Origin of the sequence: Shewanella septentrionalis, from assembly GCF_025370265.1 — a bacterium.
Classification (GTDB): Bacteria; Pseudomonadota; Gammaproteobacteria; order Enterobacterales; family Shewanellaceae; genus Shewanella; species Shewanella hafniensis.
Genome location: NZ_JAMTCC010000008.1, coordinates 49,061 through 68,654, shown reverse-complemented (window position 1 = coordinate 68,654; position 19,594 = coordinate 49,061). Strand labels below are relative to the sequence as shown.

Genomic DNA, 19,594 nt, shown 5'->3' with positions numbered 1-19,594 from the left:
TACACTCGGCAAGTTTTGCTGACTATAACAAGGTAACAAGGAGTTTATTTTGAACAAGATGGTAAATCGCGCGCTGATGACGTTAGTTTTGTTAGGCGCGCCGTTAATGGCACATGCTGAGAAAATTGCCGTAGTGGATATGGGCGCTGTGTTCGAACAGCTGCCACAACGTGAACAGATCTCTCTATCTCTGAAGAAAGAGTTTGGCGATCGCATGGCTGATGTCCAAAAAATGCAAGAAGAAATGCGCTCTCTAATGGAGAAGCAGCAACGTGACGGTGCGTTAATGAACGATGCACAAAAAACGGAACTGGTTCGTAAAATGGAATCGCTAAAATCTGAATATCAGTTAAAAGGCAAAGCATTGGATGAAGACTTACGTCGTCGCCAAGGTGAAGAGCAAAATAAACTGTTAGTTAAAGTGCAGAAAGCCATCAACACTATCGCTGAAAAAGACCAATATGATTTGGTATTACAACGTGGTGCAGTCATTTATGTTAAGCCTAACGCTGACATCAGTGGCAAAGTGGTTGAAGCCTTAAGCAAAGGCAAGTAATAGATGAATAGTGTGACTTTAAAAGAGCTAGGCCTGTTATTAGACGGTGATATCCAAGGCGACGAAACGCTAATTATTAATAGTGTGGCGACCTTAGAACATGCCAAAGCAGGTCAAATCTCTTTTTTAGCCAACAGTAAATATCGCTCTCAGCTTGAGGCAACTCAAGCGAGTGCGGTGTTATTGTCAGCTAAAGATGCGCAGGATTATCAAGGTACTGCGTTAATTGTAAAAGATCCTTATGTCGGTTTTGCCCGTGTTGCCCAGTACTTGGACACTACGCCTAAAGCGGCGGTGGGTATCCATCCTTCGGCTCAAATTGACGCTTCTGCCCATATAGGTGAAGGTGTTGCGATTGGGGCGAATGCGGTTATTGGTGCGAACGTCATTTTAGGTGAAAATGTCCAGATAGGTGCCGGTGTCGTGCTCGGACAAGATGTGGTTATTGGCTCAAAAACGCGTTTGTGGGCTAATGTCACTGTCTATCACGATGTGCATTTAGGACAAGATTGTATTATCCATTCGGGCGCTGTATTAGGCTCAGATGGTTTTGGTTATGCCAATGATCGCGGTCAGTGGATTAAAATCCCACAAACGGGCGGCGTTCGTATCGGCGATCGAGTTGAAATAGGCGCGAATTCAACGGTAGATCGCGGTGCATTAGGCCATACCGAGATCCACGATGGGGTGATTATCGATAACCAAGTTCAAATTGCCCATAACGATATTATCGGTGAGAATACCGCTATCGCAGGCAGTACGACTGTCGCAGGCAGTGTCACCATAGGTAAATATTGTATTATTGGTGGTAGTTGTGCCATCGCAGGTCATTTGAGCATTGCCGATGGTGTGCATGTGTCTGGTGGGACTAACATTACCAGTACTATGCGTGAGCCTGGTTTATACTCTTCTGCCACTGTGGCAATGGACAATAAACTTTGGCGTAAAAACACAGTTCGTTTCCGTCAGTTAGATGAACTGTTCCATCGTGTTAAAACGTTGGAAAAAAATTTAAAAACACCAGATTAATTGCTCCAAGGCAATTTGAGGAACTCGGTTCGTGTCTAATCAAATGAACACTATGGATATTAAAGAAATACTTAAATATCTGCCCCATAGATATCCATTCTTATTGATCGATCGTGTGCTGGACTACACCCCGGGTGTCAGTCTGCAGGCGATTAAAAACGTTTCAATAAATGAGCCATTTTTTCAGGGACATTTCCCGATTCAGCCTGTGATGCCAGGCGTGCTTATTTTAGAAGCCATGGCGCAGGCAACTGGCCTGTTAGCCTTTAAAACCATGAGCAGTGATGTGCCACCTCCAGGGGTGTTGTATTACTTTGCTGGTATCGACAATGCGCGTTTTAGACGTGTCGTTGAGCCAGGAGATCAAATCCATTTTGATGTCAAAATGATTAAAGAGCGCCGCGGGATTGGCGTCTTCTACGGCGAGGCCAAAGTGGATGGTGAAGTGGTTTGTTCCGCTGAAATCATGTGTGCCCGCAGAGAGATTAGTCAGTGATAGATACATTAGCGTTTGTGCATCCCGATGCAAAAATTGGCAATAACGTCACCATTGGCCCTTGGACCTATATCGGTGCAGGCGTTGAAATTGGTGATGATTGTTGGTTGAGTTCCCATGTGGTTGTTAAAGGCCCAACGATTATCGGCAAAGGTAATCGTATTTTTCAATTCGCCTCAGTAGGCGAAGAGTGCCAAGACAAAAAGTACGCTGGCGAACCCACACGATTGATCATTGGTGACAATAACGTCATCCGTGAAAACGTGACTATCCACCGCGGTACAGTCCAAGATAACAGTGAGACGCGTATTGGGTCGAACAACCTGTTTATGAACTATGTACATATCGCCCATGACTGTGTGGTCGGCGACAATGTGATCATGGCCAATAACGCTTCTATCGCAGGTCACGTACATGTGGGTGATTGGGCGATTTTAGGCGGCATGACAGGTGTTCACCAGTTTGTGCATATCGGTGCCCATGCGTTTACTGCAGGTTGTTCTTTAGTATTGCAGGATGTGCCTCCCTTTGTGATGGCTGCGGGTCAACCGACGATTCCACGAGGTTTAAACAGCGAAGGCATGAAGCGTCGTGGTTTTTCTAAAGAAAGCCAACTGGCGGTGCGCCGCGCTTATAAAACCTTATATCGCAGCAGCTTGACTGTTGAAGAAGCGATTGAAGCGTTGGCTGAAGATGCGCAGAACGATGAGCAAGTGAAATTGTTCCTTGAATTTGTAAAGTCATCGAGTCGCGGCATTATTCGCTAACTTGATGACCACACGACAACAAAAGGGCATTTTTATGCCCTTTTGTATTATTGGCTTAAGCCTATTGGGTGGTTAGACGTTTTTGTTAGTAATGTCCTTGTGCATTCAACCATCAATGAGCTTAATCATTAATTTACATCAGTATGGCTTGGAATGATGTGTTTTAGCTGTTGTTCGCTCCGTCATCCAATGTCATTCATTCATGAGACATGATTGGTTTATGAGCAATAAAACTCCATTAGTGTTTGCCATGGTTGCCGGAGAACTCTCGGGCGATATTTTAGGCGCAGGTTTAATGGCGGCGCTGCAAAAGACTCATCCCGATGCGCATTTTGTCGGTATCGGTGGACCCCGCATGGAAGCCCTCGGCTTTAAATCCCTGTTTGCGATGGAAGAACTCGCCGTGATGGGGATTGTAGAAGTGCTATCCCGTTTGCCTCGTTTATTAACAGTACGTGCCTCCCTGATTAAAGAGATTACCGCGCTTAAGCCCGATTGTTTTATTGGTATTGATGCACCGGATTTTAATATTGGCCTTGAGCTTAAACTCAAAGCGCGTGGCATTAAGACGGTCCATTATGTAAGCCCGTCTGTGTGGGCGTGGCGTCCAAAACGGATATTCAAAATCGCCAAAGCCACCCATATGGTGTTGTCGCTGTTGCCTTTTGAGAAAGCCTTTTACGATCAGCATCAGGTGCCTTGTACCTTTGTCGGTCATACTTTGGCCGACGATATTCCCATGCAAAGCGATAAGGCAGCAGCCCGTGCCTTGCTCGGACTAGATGCCGATGCCGAATACTTAGCGATCCTGCCCGGTTCCCGCGGCGGTGAGCTAAAGCAACTGGCCGAGCCTTTTGTAAAAGCAGCTTTATTGATTAGACACAATTTTCCAGATATACGTTTTGTGACGCCGCTGGTGAATCAAAAACGTCGTGACCAATTTGAGCAAGCGCTGAAGGATTTTGCGCCAGATCTTGAAATCCACATGATTGAAGGCCAGTCGCGTGAAGTGATGACGGCAGCCGATGGGATTTTATTGGCCTCTGGTACAGCGACGTTAGAAGCCATGCTGGTCAAGCGTCCTATGGTGGTGGCTTATCGGGTGAGCCCGTTAACCTATCGCATTGCTAAGCGCATGATGCAGGTGGAGCGTTTCTCGTTACCGAATTTGCTTGCTGGAAAAGATCTCGTCCCAGAACTCATTCAAGAAGATTGCACCCCAGAGAAAATTGCGGCAGCAGTTACCCTTGAGCTCAATCGCGATTTTGCGCCGCTCAAAGCCGAGTTTGAAGCCCTGCACCAAGTATTACGCCGTGATGCGAGTTTAAAAGCCGCCGAGGCCGTGATGGCACTGGTTGAGCCTAAACACACTCAGGCTAAATCGCAGGAGGCTAATTAGTGGCAACCTATAAAAGTTTAACTGAAGCCGATTTGCTGGCCTTTTCGACGGGGTTGATTGCCGGAGTGGATGAAGTCGGCCGTGGCCCCTTAGTCGGCGACGTCGTCACTGCCGCAGTGATTTTGGATCCGAGCAAGCCCATCAGTGGCCTGAATGATTCGAAAAAACTCACTGAGAAGCGCCGCGAAACCCTGTTCGATGAGATTTGTGATAAAGCTTTGTGTTATCACGTTGGCCGCGCCAGTCCTGCTGAAATTGATGAGTTGAATATTCTGCACGCCACTATGCTGGCGATGCAGCGTGCGGTTGCTGGGCTTAATATTGCCCCTGAGCTTGTGCTTGTGGATGGCAATCGTAGCCCCATCTTTGTTGCCCATAATGGCGCTGGGCTTACCAGTCACAGCATCGTTAAAGGTGATGGTTTAATTGCTAGCATCAGCGCCGCTTCGATCATCGCGAAAGTGACGCGGGATCGTGAGATGGACGTGCTCGATGCTGCTTATCCGCAATACGGTTTTGCTCAGCATAAGGGCTATCCAACTAAGGCACACTTTGCGGCTATCGCTGAACATGGTGTGTTTGACCAGTATCGTAAAAGTTTCAAACCCGTCAAAGCATTACTGGGACTGTGAGCGCTGATTTTAGCATTTAACCCAAACAAGCCGAAATAGGTATCTTGAGGTTGTTTGGGTATATAGTTGCCGTTATCCTGCAAAGTCACTGGCTCTGGCTGCGTGACTTTGTTAGGCTGCTTTCTAGTTATTGTTAACCTGCTATTCAAAGATAATCCTAATTATGTCCGATCCTCGTTTTGTGCATCTTCGTGTCCACAGTGACTTCTCTATGACCGATGGCGTGGCCAAGGTTAAGCCTATTTTGGCGCAGGTGGAAGCGCAGGGAATGGCGGCTGTCGCCCTGACTGATCAAAACAACTTTTGTGGTTTGGTGAAGTTTTACAGTGGTTGCCATGGTGCGGGGATCAAGCCGATTATCGGCGCCGATTTTTGGATGCAAGTGCCCGGATTTGAAGGCGAATTATGCGCCTTGACCATTATTGCGATGAACAATGTCGGTTATCAGAATCTGACCCAAATTATCAGTCAGGCCTATTTGCGTGGCCAAGTGGCTGGCCGTGTAGTGATAGACCAAGAGTGGTTACTCACCTATAACGAAGGCATTTTGTTGTTATCAGGTGCCAAAGAAGGCGATCTGGGTAAGGCGCTGCTCAAGGGCAATGGCACACAAGTCGAATCTTTATGTGAGTTTTATCAAACCCATTTCGCCGATCGCTATTTTCTTGAACTTATCCGCACTGGACGCCCAGACGAAGAGCGCTATCTGCACATGGCTGTGGCCTTAGCGCAGGAGAAAGGGATTCCCGTGGTCGCCACCAATCAGGTGGTGTTCCTTAAACCTGAAGATTTCGACGCCCATGAAATTCGCGTCGCTATCCACGATGGCTTTACCCTTGCCGATCCTCGCCGACCTAAAAAGTACAGTGAACAGCAGTACTTACGTAGCGAAGAAGAAATGTGTGAGTTATTTGCCGACATTCCCGCGGCGCTGGCGAACAGTGTCGAAATCGCTAAACGTTGCAACGTGACGATTCGTTTGTACGAGTATTTCCTGCCCAACTTCCCGACGGGCGATATGTCCATCGAAGACTTTCTGGTCGATTGCTCGAGGAAGGGCCTTGAAGAGCGGCTCGAGTTTTTGTTCCCCAATCCAGAAGTGCGCGCCGAGAAACGGGGCGAATACGACGAACGACTTGATATCGAACTCAAAGTAATCAATCAGATGGGCTTTCCCGGTTACTTCTTGATCGTAATGGAGTTCATTCAATGGGGTAAAGATAACGGTATCCCAGTGGGACCCGGTCGTGGTTCGGGTGCGGGTTCACTTGTGGCCTATGCGCTCAAAATCACCGACTTAGATCCGCTCGAGTTTGACTTACTGTTTGAACGTTTCTTGAACCCTGAGCGTGTTTCCATGCCCGACTTTGACGTCGACTTCTGCATGGATAGACGCGATGAAGTGATCGACCACGTGGCTGAGTTGTACGGCCGCGAAGCGGTATCGCAAATCATTACCTTCGGTACTATGGCGGCAAAAGCGGTTATCCGCGACGTTGGCCGAGTGCTCGGTCATCCCTATGGTTTCGTTGACCGAATTTCAAAATTAATTCCACCTGAGCCTGGAATGACACTGGCGAAAGCCTTTGAAGTCGAGCCAGCGTTGCAAGAATCTTATGATGGCGATGAAGACGTAAAAGATCTGATCGACATGTGCCGTAAGCTTGAGGGTGTAACCCGTAACGCTGGTAAGCACGCCGGTGGTGTCGTTATCGCACCGACAAAAATTACCGATTTTGCGCCGCTCTATTGCGATGCAGAAGGCAAAAACCCAGTAACACAATTCGATAAAAACGACGTTGAAACCGCAGGGCTGGTTAAGTTCGACTTCTTGGGATTAAGAACCCTGACGATTATCGACTGGGCGCTCGAGATGGTGAACAAGGTCGAAGTGAAAAACGGGCGCAAACCAATACGGATTGAGGCGATTTCACTCACGGATCCCGCCTGTTTCCGTTTGCTGCAAAAGTATGAAACCACGGCGGTATTCCAGCTCGAATCCCGTGGTATGAAGGACTTGATTAAGCGTCTGCAGCCCGACTGTTTCGAGGACATGATTGCACTGGTGGCACTATTCCGTCCGGGGCCGTTGCAATCGGGCATGGTAGATAACTTTATCGAACGTAAGCATGGGCGCGAGGAAGTCTCGTACCCAGATTCTCAGTACCAGCATGAATCATTAAAAGAACTATTATCGCCGACCTACGGCATTATTCTGTATCAAGAGCAGGTGATGCAGATTGCGCAGGTGCTGTCGGGCTACACCCTTGGCGGCGCCGATATGCTGCGCCGTGCTATGGGTAAGAAAAAGCCCGAAGAGATGGCCAAGCAGCGCAGTATCTTTAAAGAAGGCGCAATCAATAACGGCGTCGATGGCGACTTGTCGATGAAGATTTTCGACTTAGTGGAAAAGTTTGCCGGCTACGGTTTTAACAAATCCCACTCCGCCGCTTATGCGCTGGTTTCCTATCAGACCTTATGGCTTAAAACCCATTTTCCTGCGCAGTTTATGGCGGCGGTAATGTCGGCCGATATGGATAACACAGATAAAATTGTGACCTTGGTCGATGAATGTGAGCGGATGGGCTTGCCGCTTATTCCGCCGGATGTGAACAAAGGTTTGTTCAAATTTACCGTCGATGATGATCTGCGCATTGTTTATGGCATTGGCGCTATTAAAGGTGTGGGTGAAGGCCCAGTGGAATCGATTTTAGAGGCGCGTAAAGACGGCCCCTTCGTGGATTTATTCGATTTCTGTGCCCGCATCGATTTGAAAAAACTCAATAAGCGTGTGATTGAAAAGCTTATCTGCGCGGGCGCCTTAGACAATCTTGGGCCACACCGTGCGTCAATGATGGCCACCTTGCCTGAAGCCATTCGCGCCGCCGATCAACATGCCAAAGCCGAGGCGATTGGCCAACACGATATGTTTGGTTTGCTCAACAGTGAACCCGAAGACAGCAAGCAGCAGTTTGTTGAATGTACCCCTTGGCCGGATAAAATTTGGCTTGAAGGTGAGCGCGAAACCTTAGGCTTGTATTTGACCGGTCATCCGATCAATCAATATTTAAAAGAGCTTAAGCATTACACGTCCGGGCGTTTGAAAGATGTGCATCCCACCGAGCGCGGTAAAACAGCCAAGGCTGCGGGTTTAGTGGTGGCAACACGCGTGATGTTGACCAAGCGCGGCTCGAAAATGGGTCTGTTAACGCTTGACGATAAGAGCGCGCGGCTTGAGATCATGTTGTTTACCGAAGCCTTTGAAAAATTTAATCATCTGTTGGAGAAAGACCGCATCCTCATTTGTGAAGGTGAGGTGAGTTACGATGATTTCGCCGGCGGCAACCGCATGACGGCGCGTAATATTATTGATATTAGTGAGGCGCGTAGTCACTTTGCTAAGGCGCTTGAAATCGATATGGATGGCAGTGAGTTAACGCCATCAGCCCTCGATACCTTCGAGCAAGCCTTAAGCCCGTGGCGTAACGGCGCCGTGCCTGTGGTGATCAACTACACTCAAGCCCAAGCCAAAGGTCAATTTAGGCTCGCCGATGCTTGGCGAGTGAATCCGACCGATGACTTGATGCTCTCGCTTGAATCGTTACTCGGGCCAAACAAGGTGAGAATTTTATTCTAATGTTGGCGAATGTCTTAGGTGCAAACAGATGAAGTTAACCTATGTCGGTTAAGTTTGATGAACCATTGGCTGCAGGCGATCTCTGCGTGCATATTAGTGCTTTTTTGACAGCGCAGTCTTTAGCGCCTGACAGCAAGTTAGTGCTGGCTTACAGTGGCGGAGTTGATTCCGAAGTCTTGGCCTTTGGTTTAAGCCAGTTTGCACGGCAACATCCGGAGTTTAATTATCAGCTAGTGTATGTACACCATGGCCTAAGCGATAACGCTGAGGCTTGGGCACTGCATTGCCTTGAGCGGGGCCTGTATTACGATCTGCCCGTGACGGTTGAGCGAGTCACGGTTAATCGTGGGCCAAGATTGAGCCTTGAAGCCGAAGCGCGCAAAGCGCGTTATCTGGCGATTGAGCGGCATTTAAGTGCCAATGATGTGTTGCTGACGGCTCACCATGAAGACGATCAGCTTGAGACTATCTTACTGGCACTCAAGCGGGGTCAGGGGCCTAAAGGGCTGGCGGCCATGGGACAAGTGCAAGCATTAGCACATGGCAGACAACTGCGGCCGTTATTGGATATCAGCCGTGAGCAAATTGAAGCCTACGCAAAACAGCAAGGCTTAGTGCATATCGAAGATGAAAGTAATCAAGACGATAAGTTCGATCGTAATTTTTTACGTTTAGAAATCATTCCCCGTTTAAAAGCGCGTTGGCCGAGTATCGCTGCAACCGCGAGTCGTAGCGCGGCATTGTGCGCCGAGCAACAGGCAACGCTGGATTTACAGGTGAGTGAACGTTTACCTTTATGGTTAACCCAAGCGCCTTACCATACTCAAAGTGTATTTAAACTCGAGGGTTTTGCCGAGCAGTCAGCCGACTGGCAAGCGTTACTCTTGCGGGGATTTATCGAATCACAAGGTTTTGCCTTGCCCTCAAAGGTGCAGCTTAATCAGATCATCACTCAGCTTTTAACCGCGAAAGATGATGCCAAAGTGCATATTCGAGTGGGTGAGTGTGAAATCCGCCGCTTTGCTAATCAAGTGTATTTATTTAAGTATCACGCCCGCCCGCGTCATGTTAAGCCTGCTAGCTGGGCATTTCCTTCGCAGCTCCTCAATCCTTTAGTGCAGGGCGATGTTACTCAAGTGGACGTGACTCAATCAGACGTTACTCAATTGGACGTTACTCAATTAGACGTGAAACTTGCGGGTGTTACTTGTGGTGAGACGATACGTCTCAGTGCCTCTAGACAAGGGCCTAGAGCCCGCTTTCCTCAGCCAGATGAAGTGGTGAGTGTGCGTTATCAACTCGCGGGGCAATATCGCTGTTATCCCCATTCCCGTGGCAAGGGCCGAGAATTAAAGAAACTGTGGCAAGAGTTTGCCGTTCCGCCTTGGGTACGTGAAAAGATCGGTTTCGTGTTCTATAACGAGCAACTGGTGATGGCGATTGGGCTGTGGGTTGAAAAAAGCTTTATTCTTGAGTCGAATGGACTAGGTTTGCAGGTCTCTCAAACTTCTGTTTAAGTGTTTGTTTGAGTGTTTGTTTGAGTGTTTGTTTAAGTGCCTGTTGGCGAAGCAAGGGGTTTGGGTTGGGAGTTGTCGCTGGAGTTTTTGTGAGTCGTTGCGGCGTTATTCTTTTTAAGTAGGAAAGCAGCAAAGTAAGAAAGAGTAGGTCGCAGCACGTCAGTTTGATTCGAATCTTCCTTGAGATCTACATTGAGATATTAACCTTCCTTTAGTTTTGAACCTTCACAGATTACGCGCTGCAAGTTTGTTATCGCATTTCATTTGGCATCCCTGCGCATCTAAACTAATTGATTTTGGCTGAGTTTGTAGCAGTTACGTCCCGCTGCTTTGGCTTGATATAGCGCCTTATCGGCAAGTTCATAAAGTTGTTCGGCTTCAATGGTATCGTGTGATTCTGCCGCACCTAAACTACAGCTCACCCCAAACTGGGTGAAACTAGTGTGCTGATTGATAGCCGAGACAATCCGTTCGCATAGCAAGCCTGCCGCATGAATATTGCCTTGGACAATAATAACGAATTCGTCACCGCCGATACGGAATGCTTGATCCGTATTACGTATGGTCGCACGAATGATGTCGCCAAATTCCTTCAGAATATAATCACCGCATTTATGGCCGAATTTATCATTTAGCTGTTTAAAGTTATCTAAATCGAGCACTATGAGTGCGACAGAGCCTTGTTTTCTATGGGCTCTGGCGGTCGCATTGCTGAGACTTTGACTGTAGTAATGGCGATTACCTAAACCTGTGAGCGAGTCAAACATAGCTTGCATCGACATTTCTTGGTATTGCATTGCATTTAATAACGGTTGCAATAACAGCGGCTCAATCTCTTTCAGGTTCGAGGTTTGCGATGGCGTCAGTGGCGTCAATAACTGGTATTGAATCGTCAGCTGCATACCAGCACATATCAGCTGTCGTTTGACGCTGATACCATAACGTTTGCCCCAGCTTAATTTATGTTCGCCATAACTTAAGCGCACACCTTGGATCGGCAAGTATTGTCCCAGCACTTTGCCATAGCAGGCAAAGACTGTCCTTGGATCTAAACTGGCGTGCAGTTGTTGGATCACTTGTACCAAGTCCAATGGATTATCATTGGGACTATAATGTTCTGTTTGATAGCGATATTCGTCGGGATATAGCTCGGTAGCTAGGCCAAAGTCCATAATCATCACTCCAGCAAATGTTAGTGCGATACATCTCTTACCTAGTCTAAGCAAATACCGTGCCGTAATATTTGTTAATAAAATTTGTCTTTGTTAGTCATTCAGTTAAGCTTAAAACTCAGCGTTAGTTTTTTTGACACGTCAGCATTTTGACAGGAGTCATAGCCCCAATGGAACATAGCTTTTTAATCCAAGTACTACTTATGCTAGTGATTGCCATTGTGGCCATTGCTGTGCTGCGTCGTTTGGGGTTACCCGCAATTCTGGCTTATCTACTCACTGGTGTTGTGAGTGGCCCGAGTGGTTTTCACTGGTTTACCCAGCATCAAATGCAATCTGTCGCTGAACTTGGGGTAGTGCTACTGATGTTTACCTTAGGCTTAGAGTTCTCTGTGCCGCGGCTGTGGGCCATGCGCCGTACCGTATTTGGCTTAGGCAGTGCACAGATGGTAATAACCACCCTGTTGACTATGGGCGTGGCCCTGTTGTGTGGTCTTAATTGGGTCGAAGCCTTAGTTATCGGGGCTGCCATTGCTTTATCATCTACAGCCATAGTCCTTAAATTACTCAATGAACAGGGGTGGTTGCGTCGTCGTCATGGTGAGCTATCCGTCAGTGTCTTATTATTCCAGGATTTAGCGGTGGTGCCGCTGTTGATCCTATTGCCATTACTGGCCAATGGTGGCGAACCTTTGATGCTCGCAGACATCGCCTTTGCCTTGCTCAAAGGTATTTTGGCTTTTTTCCTCTTGATGGCTTTTGGCAAATGGGCACTGCCGCGGATTTTTGACGAAGTTGCCCGCTCCCGCTCTAACGAACTCTTCGTGTTATCAACACTGGTGGTGGCTTTAGTGACAGGCGCATTTACCCAATGGTTGGGGTTATCTATGGCATTGGGGGCATTTATGGCGGGCATGCTGCTGGGGGAAAGCCAGTACCGTCGCCAACTTGAGGCGGATATCCGGCCGTTTCGCGATCTATTGATGGGGCTGTTTTTCATCTCCATAGGCATGATGCTGGACTTTACCTTAGTAATGCGTTTCTGGTGGCAGATATTGTTGATCTTAGTGGCCGTTGTACTCGGTAAGGCGCTGATCATTCATGGGATCTTAAGATTAGTTGGCGAACCCTTTCGGATTGCCATGAGCACCGCCATGAGCCTAGCCCAAGTGGGCGAATTTAGTTTTGTGGTGTTGGCTTTAGCGGTTAACTATCAACTTCTAGATAATGAAATCAGTACCATGTTAGTCATGGTCGCCGTGCTTTCCATGACGATAGCCCCGTGGTTAGTTCGCCATAGCGTGGATATTGCTAAGTGGGTGTTAGGAATAAGGCAGGCAAAACATGTGGATGAAGCTGTGCCACTCTTGATGGATGAGCATGATCTGGTGATGATTTTTGGTTACGGCCGAGTCGGGCAGACCATTGCCCGTTTTTTGAAAACCGAAGCCGTACCTTATCTGGTGATGGATCTCGATCCGACTCGTGTTTCTGAGGCACGCCGTGCTGGCGAACCGATTTATTTTGGAGACGTGTGTAAGCGGGCGATTTTAAAACAAATAGGCGTTAAGCAGGCTAAGATGATCGTCATCACTTTTTGTGAGTCACGTAGTTTAGAAGAAGTCCTACCCTTATGTAAGTTATTGGCGCCAGAAGCTAAAATTTTAGTCAGAACTAAAGACGACAGTGATCTAGACTTGCTGAAAAAAGCGGGTGCCAATCAAGTGATCCCAGAATCTTTAGAAGGTAGCTTGATGCTAGTGTCACAGGTATTGCATCAATGCGGTGTGCCATTAGCGCGGATTTTAAAACGTTTAGAGTCAGAGCGGCGCAATCATTATCAATTTTTACATGGTTTTTTTTCCGGTACTGAAACCGACTTCACCTTAGAGTCATTGCATGCGGTGGCGTTACCGCGTGGTGCAGATGCGATTGGTAAAACCGTTGCCGATATTATGTGGGAAACCTTAAGAGTTGAGTTAAGGGCGATTCGTCGCAGTGGCGCCGAAGTGGAACATCCTGAGCAGGACTGGGTTTTTCGTGCGGGGGATATTTTACTGATAGTGGGTAAACCACGAAGACTTGAGAAAGCCGAGGCTAAACTCTTGCACGGCTAAAGCCAAAGGCTGGCTTTTTAGATACAGCTGAATTGCAGATATAAAAATGCCGACATAGTGTCGGCATTTTTGTCTGGAACTTGTTAACTTAAATTAGACAAAGTCTAATTACAGAATAACTACGTTCGCAGCTTGAGGACCTTTTTGGCCTTGTTCGATATCAAAAGAAACCTTTTGACCTTCAGCAAGAGTTTTAAAGCCTTCTGAAACGATTGCGCGGAAATGAACGAATGCGTCAGCGCCACCATTGTCAGGAGAAATAAAACCAAAACCTTTATCTTCGTTAAACCATTTAACTACACCAGTAGTTTTAGACATGAATGTCTCCAAAATTTTCAAACAAATAATTCGCAATTATGCGGGATGTTAGCCAGAAATAGAATTATTTACATTGATGATAAGTTATGAGTGGAAAGCTTCATGACAGCAAAAAATATTACAGGCGTAGCGAAGGTTTTCAAATACATAATATTGCTTATAAATAGGTCTGAATCACAGGCCGGAGTGCAGATTAACACACTCTAGGGGTTTGTATAGCTTTATTTTGAAATACCTTTCATCTATTGAGAGAATTATGGAAAGATTTTGGGGAAGTTATTCTTTATAACTGTTTATATTCAATTGGATACGGAGCTAGTTTAAAAGTTATCGAGCGTAAAAAATATTTTGTCTGTTTGTCGCGACTTAGTGACAGTTTACCTATTAGGTGTCTGTGGAGTGTGGGAGGCGACCTGTATGCCAGAAAAAGGATTCAGTCACGCTTAGTTATGTTATTAAATTGTTGCTTGTTTGTGTTGATGATATTCTCGTCAGCAAAATAACAGCGTGCTTGAGCTTTAGATTCAGTGCGATAACTGTAGACCCAATATAATAAGAATGGAGAATGACGTTGAAAACAGTACTAAAACGGATTGGACTCGGCAGCTTAGTCTTAGTGCTGTTATTAGTGGCGCTGACCGCCCATGAATGGTTTGCGAAAAAGCCGTTTTTCTTTCGCGCATTTCTAGACAGAAGTGTGGTCAAGATGGCTTTCGAAAGCCCTGAAACCTTGACCTCATTGGGCTTCTTAGAATCGGTAGGGATTACAGGCCATAACGCCGAGTTGGATGACGATAGTCCAGAGGCGATGGATAAGACTTTCGGGCAAGTGCGAGATTTGCGTGAAACCTTGCTGAGCTATTCCGATGCGGATTTAGATGAAAATCAACGTATCTCCAAGGATATTGCCCTATATCTCGCCGATTTCGCGCTGGTTTCTGAGCCGTATCGTTACCATAACTATCCGCTTAATCAGTTGTTTGGCGTGCAAAACGGTTATCCCAGCTTTATGCAGGCGCAGCACCAAGTGCACTCGGTGGGCGATGCAGAAAACTATCTGTCGCGTTTACAAAAGGTGAAACTTAAGTTTGCGCAAACTCTCGAAGGCTTAAAAATCCGTGAAGCGAAAGGGATTATTCCGCCTAAGTTTGTGATTGAGCGGGTGCTCACCGAGATGAATGATTTTGTCGCGACGCCGATTCAAGACAATATTTTATATAGTTCATTTAAAACCAAATTGGCTGACACGGATATCAGTGCCGATGAACAAGCACGGTTATTGGCCGCCGCCGAAGCGGACATTAAAGGTTATGTGCATCCAGCGTATCAATTATTTATCGACTACTTCACCCAGTTACAAGCCAAAGCGGGGACGGATGATGGTTATTGGGCGCTGCTAAATGGCGACCTTGCCTATGAGCAATTGCTGAAGTTCTTCACTACCACCAATTACACTGCTGATGAAATCCATGCTAAAGGGCTGGCTGAGGTGGACCGCATTCAAAGTGAAATCATGACTATCTTAGCCGCAGAAGGTTACGATGTGAGTCAAGGTTTTTCGGTCGCGATTGAAGCATTAGCCGCGGATCCTAAGTTTTACTATGAAGATAGCGATGCGGGTAGAGCGCAAATCTTGGTTGATTATCAACAGATTCTTGATGAAGTGAATGCGGGACTGGGTGATGCTTTCCGTATTCGACCCGAAGCGGGAATGGAAGTGGTGCGCATTCCTGAATTTAAAGAAAAAACAGCACCGGGTGCCTATTATCAGCAGCCCGCGATTGACGGTAGTCGTCCAGGGCGTTTCTATGCCAATTTATATGACATCAAGGCCACGCCTAAATACGGTATGCGCACGTTAGCCTACCACGAGGGGATCCCTGGGCATCATTTTCAAATTGCGGTGGCGATGGAGTTAGAAGGTATGCCGCTTATTCGTAAGATGGCGCCTTTTACGGCGTACATTGAAGGTTGGGCTTTATATAGCGAACGTTTGGCGTGGGAACTTGGTTTTCAAAAGGATCCCTTTGATAATATCGGTCGTCTGCAGGCTGAGTTGTTCCGCGCTGTGCGTCTAGTGGTAGATACAGGTATTCATCATAGCCGTTGGACTCGCGAGCAAGCGATTGACTATATGATGAAAAATACTGGCATGTCCGATCGTGATGTCACGGCTGAGATTGAGCGTTATATCGTTATGCCAGGTCAAGCGACGGCTTATAAAGTCGGCATGATGAAAATTCTCGAACTGCGTGAAAAAGCCAAGTTGGCCTTAGGTGATAAGTTCGATCTCAGGGATTTCCACGATGTAGTGCTGAAAAATGGTGCTGTGCCCTTGGATATCTTAGAAACACTGGTCGACCGCTACATTGCTGATAAAAATAGTACTGATGCAAAAAGTACTGAGGCTAAAGCAAAAGTTTAGCCCTTGGTTGCAACCGTTAATGTCTTGGGGGTGATGCAAGGTTAACGCCTTATTTATTAATGTTTTTTGGTAATTTAAAATCCATGCCCTGCTTGCGAATAAGTCTGTTCTTTTATCTTGCAGGCAGGGTGAGTTTATCGATAGAGACTATCATTCTGGCTTTCGGCCAAGGCTTTCAATACAATTCCACACAACTCATTGATAAATGTCGCTCGGCAATGGCTTGCTATTGTTAGGTATTGATATTTTTAGTTTCAAGGTTTTTACATGAATCGCTTGTCCCCCCAAGATCCTATCCAATTGACTCGCACCACGATTGAGTCATTATTCACGCCGCCAACCTTAATGCGCGCCCGTGATTATGTGATGAAGGGGCGGGTCTTGAGCGCCAAAGCGAATGCCGATTTTCGTCATATTGAAGGTCGCGTCATGGGTACGGAATCCCAGCCCTATCGTCAAGATATTCGCCTCGTGAGTGTTAACCATAAGTTGATCATGAATGGCTTCTGTTCATGCCCCGCCACTGGGCATTGCAAGCATATTGCCGCCGTGCTTTACAGCTTACTGAGTGATAGAACCGTTGAAGATCAACGTATTGCCCAGTGGTTACATCTGCTAGACGAAAGTGATGATCTCACGGTTTCAAATGTCGATTTACTTTATGACGATCGCGTGCTGTACGTGTTATCCAAAGATGATAACGGCGTTTACCTTGAACTAAGAAAAGGCAAGCTGGCGAAGAAGGGCGGCTATAACAAAGGCTCTAAAATCGCGTTATCCGATGTGCAATACTATATGCCCGCTTGGATTGGCGCCGAAGACGTGCTCATCATCAATCTTATTATGTCGACTCGCCGCCACGGTGCCTCGCGTTTGTATCTTAAAGCTCAGTTAGGCGCTATGGCGCTGGAAAAAATGCTCGTCACTGGGCGATGTTTTTGGGAAGAGAGCCGTTTAGCGCTCACCCGAGGTGAACCGTTAAAGCCTGAATTTATTTGGCTGGATAAGGATGCCGAGCACAAGCAGATGCAGTTAACGCTGCCCAATAAGGACAATTGGGAGCTAATCCCCTGTGAACCGCCGACTTATATCGATTTAGATTATTTTAAGATAGGCGCATTAGAGACAGAGATCAGCGTTGAAAAACTCTTGTTACTCAGCCAGATGCCGCCAGTGCCTAGCTCGCAGATTGAAATGGTGAGTCACAAACTGATTAAACACTTTTCGGCGAAAACCGTACCTACGCCGGTTTCGATTGATTTTGTCGAGCTGCAAGTGCCGCTGCAAGTCCGTTTGACCTTAACCTCGCAGGATTTACCTGAGTTTGCTATGGCGCAGCCACTGGTGCTGTTGGAATTTGTCTATCAAGACGTGGTACTTGGCGGTCAATATCCCGATGAGCCCTTATCCTTAGTTACCCATCAAGGCAAAACCTATCAAGTCGCGCGTCAACTCGATGCGGAAATGGATGCGATTAATCGTTTGATGGCATTGGAGCTCGTGGAGCTGGCGCCTTCTTTTATCCCTAACAGTGGCAGCTATGTCAGTATTTGGGGGTTAGGGCCACTGCCAGAAACCATCGATGCTTGGTTGCACTTTATCCAACAGGAAATCCCTGCGCTAGAGGCCTTGGGCTACCAAGTGCATTTTGCCAACCATTTCAGTTTGAATGTGATTGAAACTCCGCTGGCGATTGAACTGGATGATACCCAAGAGGGGTGGTTTTCTCTGTCACTGAATGCTGACATCGATGGTCAAATAGTGCCTATGCTGCCCTTAATTGCCACTTGGCTTAAGCAGTATGGTGAGCCCGCCGATGATGCAGAATTACTGCTGCCCAGCCCAAATGGCGATTGGTTAAAAGTCAAAGCTAGCGTGATTAAGCCGCTGATCAGCATTATTTTAGAGCTGTTTGACAGTCACAAAGGCAATAGCGTGTCTTTGCCTAAATACCGTGCCCACCTATTAAATGATTTTGCCGACAGTGATATTCGCCTGCTTAATGGTGAACGGGTGCGCAGTTTAGCAACTAAACTTGAAAACTTTAACGGCGTGTTAGAGGTTGCAGTCCCAGACAACTTAAATGCTGAGTTACGTCAGTATCAACAGCAAGGGTTGAATTGGCTCTGTTTTTTAAAGGAATATCAGCTTGGCGGTATTTTAGCCGATGATATGGGGCTAGGGAAAACCATTCAAACCTTGGCCTTTTTACTCAAGCAGCAAGCGCTAAAACCCGTAGGGGCTAACCATGCTCCAAGCCTCATTATTTGCCCAACGAGCTTAGTGGGTAATTGGGCAAAAGAAGCCGCGAAATTTGCACCTTCGTTAAAGCTTGTCGTGATTCATGGCGCCTTGCGTAAGCCTTTGCTCGAGCGCTTAGGTGAGTTTGATATTGTGGTGACGACCTATCCGCTGATTGTGCGCGACAGTGACTATTACCAACGGCAGGTGTTTGAACATATCGTGCTCGATGAAGCGCAGCAGATTAAAAATGCGCAGGCGAAAGTGACTCAAGTGATTAAAGCTCTTAAAGCGCCGTTTAGATTGTGTCTGTCGGGTACGCCGCTTGAAAATCACTTAGGTGAACTTAAGTCCTTGATGGACTTTTGTTTGCCCGGACTACTCGGCACGAATGCCTTCTTTAACAAATCCTTTAGGCACAAAATTGAACGTTATGGCGATAGGGAACAAGCGCAAATCTTGAGTCAACGGATTGCGCCTTTTGTGCTGCGCCGAACCAAAGATGAAGTGGTCGGTGAATTACCCCCTAAAACCGAAATCTCCCAGAGCTTAGAGTTAGAAAAAGATCAGCGAAATCTCTACGAGAGTATTCGACTGGTGATGGAGAAAAAACTGCGGGATTTGTTTGCCTCTCAAGGTGTTGCTAGCAGCCATATCGAGTTTCTCGATGCTTTACTTAAGCTACGCCAAGCCTGCTGCGATCCGCGCTTAGTGAAGTTAGAGCAAGCGCAAAAAGTGAAGAGTAATGCTAAGTTAGACTGGCTAAAACAGAATTTGCCCGAGATGGTGCAAGAGGGGCGCAAGATATTAATTTTCAGCCAGTTCACTAGCATGCTTAGCCTGATTGAAGCAGAGCTGGTGGACTTAGGGCTCGATTACAGTAAGCTCACTGGGCAAACTCGCCTGCGCCAAGCGCAGATAGATAAGTTCCAAGAGGGCGATACGCCTGTGTTCTTAATCAGTTTAAAAGCCGGCGGCACTGGGCTTAATCTCACCGCGGCGGATACTGTGATCCACTATGATCCTTGGTGGAATCCAGCGGCGGAAAAGCAGGCAACGGACAGAGCCCATCGTATCGGCCAAGATAAGCCCGTGTTTGTCTATAAGCTGATTGCCGAAGGCACTGTAGAAGAAAAAATCCAAGAAATGCAGCAGCATAAGCAAAGTCTGGCGGACAGTATTCTCGAAGGTAAAGGCAAGGGCACATGGCAAGGAAGCGCCGATGAATTGTTATCGCTCTTTAGCTAAATCGTGGCCAGTTTTTCTAAATTGATTGAATCATTTGACT

The 19,594-nt window shown here is 46.9% G+C and carries 13 protein-coding genes; 11 read left to right on the top strand and 2 right to left on the bottom strand.

From position 1 onward, the window contains the following. Positions 1 to 58: 58 nt before the first annotated feature. The 8 genes from NE536_RS06245 (at position 59) to tilS (ending at position 10,033) form a co-directional block, all read left to right on the top strand. The gene (locus tag NE536_RS06245) at positions 59 to 556 is read left to right on the top strand and encodes an OmpH/Skp family outer membrane protein (RefSeq protein ID WP_261272194.1); all 498 of its coding nucleotides are present in this window, start codon (positions 59 to 61) and stop codon (positions 554 to 556) included. Positions 557 to 559: 3 nt separating this feature from the next. Then, a complete protein-coding gene (lpxD, locus tag NE536_RS06240; protein ID WP_259215462.1) occupies positions 560 to 1,585 on the top strand; it encodes a UDP-3-O-(3-hydroxymyristoyl)glucosamine N-acyltransferase in 1,026 nt (341 codons plus the stop codon). A gap of 31 nt (positions 1,586 to 1,616) precedes the next feature. Beyond that, positions 1,617 to 2,081 carry a 3-hydroxyacyl-ACP dehydratase FabZ gene (gene fabZ, locus NE536_RS06235; protein ID WP_006080990.1) on the top strand — a complete coding sequence of 155 codons (465 nt, stop codon included), beginning with the start codon at positions 1,617 to 1,619 and terminating at the stop codon, positions 2,079 to 2,081. Beyond that, positions 2,078 to 2,848 (top strand): acyl-ACP--UDP-N-acetylglucosamine O-acyltransferase, encoded by a 771-nt coding sequence (lpxA, locus tag NE536_RS06230; RefSeq protein WP_006080991.1) that lies wholly within the window; start codon positions 2,078 to 2,080, stop codon positions 2,846 to 2,848. The genes fabZ and lpxA overlap by 4 nt, the downstream gene beginning before the upstream one ends. A 220-nt stretch (positions 2,849 to 3,068) precedes the next feature. Then, positions 3,069 to 4,247, top strand: coding sequence for a lipid-A-disaccharide synthase (lpxB, locus tag NE536_RS06225; RefSeq protein WP_261272149.1), 1,179 nt, complete (start codon positions 3,069 to 3,071; stop codon positions 4,245 to 4,247). Beyond that, positions 4,247 to 4,879: a ribonuclease HII gene (rnhB, locus tag NE536_RS06220; RefSeq protein WP_259573333.1), complete on the top strand. Its 633-nt coding sequence runs from the start codon at positions 4,247 to 4,249 to the stop codon at positions 4,877 to 4,879. Before lpxB ends, rnhB begins: the two co-directional genes overlap by 1 nt. A gap of 163 nt (positions 4,880 to 5,042) precedes the next feature. Next, a complete protein-coding gene (gene dnaE, locus NE536_RS06215) occupies positions 5,043 to 8,516 on the top strand; it encodes a DNA polymerase III subunit alpha (RefSeq protein WP_261272148.1) in 3,474 nt (1,157 codons plus the stop codon). A 41-nt stretch (positions 8,517 to 8,557) separates the two neighbouring features. After that, positions 8,558 to 10,033 carry a tRNA lysidine(34) synthetase TilS gene (gene tilS, locus NE536_RS06210; RefSeq protein ID WP_261272147.1) on the top strand — a complete coding sequence of 492 codons (1,476 nt, stop codon included), beginning with the start codon at positions 8,558 to 8,560 and terminating at the stop codon, positions 10,031 to 10,033. A 281-nt stretch (positions 10,034 to 10,314) separates the two neighbouring features. Here the strand turns inward: tilS and dgcS are convergent, their stop codons facing one another. Beyond that, positions 10,315 to 11,205, bottom strand: a complete 891-nt coding sequence (gene dgcS / locus NE536_RS06205) for a diguanylate cyclase DgcS (protein ID WP_261272146.1) — start codon at positions 11,203 to 11,205, stop codon at positions 10,315 to 10,317. A 170-nt stretch (positions 11,206 to 11,375) separates the two neighbouring features. Between dgcS and NE536_RS06200 the strand changes: the two genes are divergently transcribed. Further along, complete coding sequence (locus NE536_RS06200) at positions 11,376 to 13,322, top strand: monovalent cation:proton antiporter family protein (RefSeq protein ID WP_261272145.1); 1,947 nt, start codon at positions 11,376 to 11,378, stop codon at positions 13,320 to 13,322. A gap of 108 nt (positions 13,323 to 13,430) precedes the next feature. On the opposite strand, the gene cspE is transcribed toward NE536_RS06200, so the two are convergent. Next, positions 13,431 to 13,640: a transcription antiterminator/RNA stability regulator CspE gene (gene cspE, locus NE536_RS06195; RefSeq protein WP_006080998.1), complete on the bottom strand. Its 210-nt coding sequence runs from the start codon at positions 13,638 to 13,640 to the stop codon at positions 13,431 to 13,433. A gap of 565 nt (positions 13,641 to 14,205) precedes the next feature. Here cspE and NE536_RS06190 point away from each other — a divergent pair. Together NE536_RS06190 and NE536_RS06185 are read left to right on the top strand one after the other, a co-directional pair. After that, a complete protein-coding gene (locus NE536_RS06190; RefSeq protein WP_261272144.1) occupies positions 14,206 to 16,065 on the top strand; it encodes a DUF885 domain-containing protein in 1,860 nt (619 codons plus the stop codon). A 267-nt stretch (positions 16,066 to 16,332) separates the two neighbouring features. After that, positions 16,333 to 19,554: a DEAD/DEAH box helicase gene (locus NE536_RS06185; protein WP_261272143.1), complete on the top strand. Its 3,222-nt coding sequence runs from the start codon at positions 16,333 to 16,335 to the stop codon at positions 19,552 to 19,554. The last annotated feature ends 40 nt before the right edge of the window (positions 19,555 to 19,594 follow it).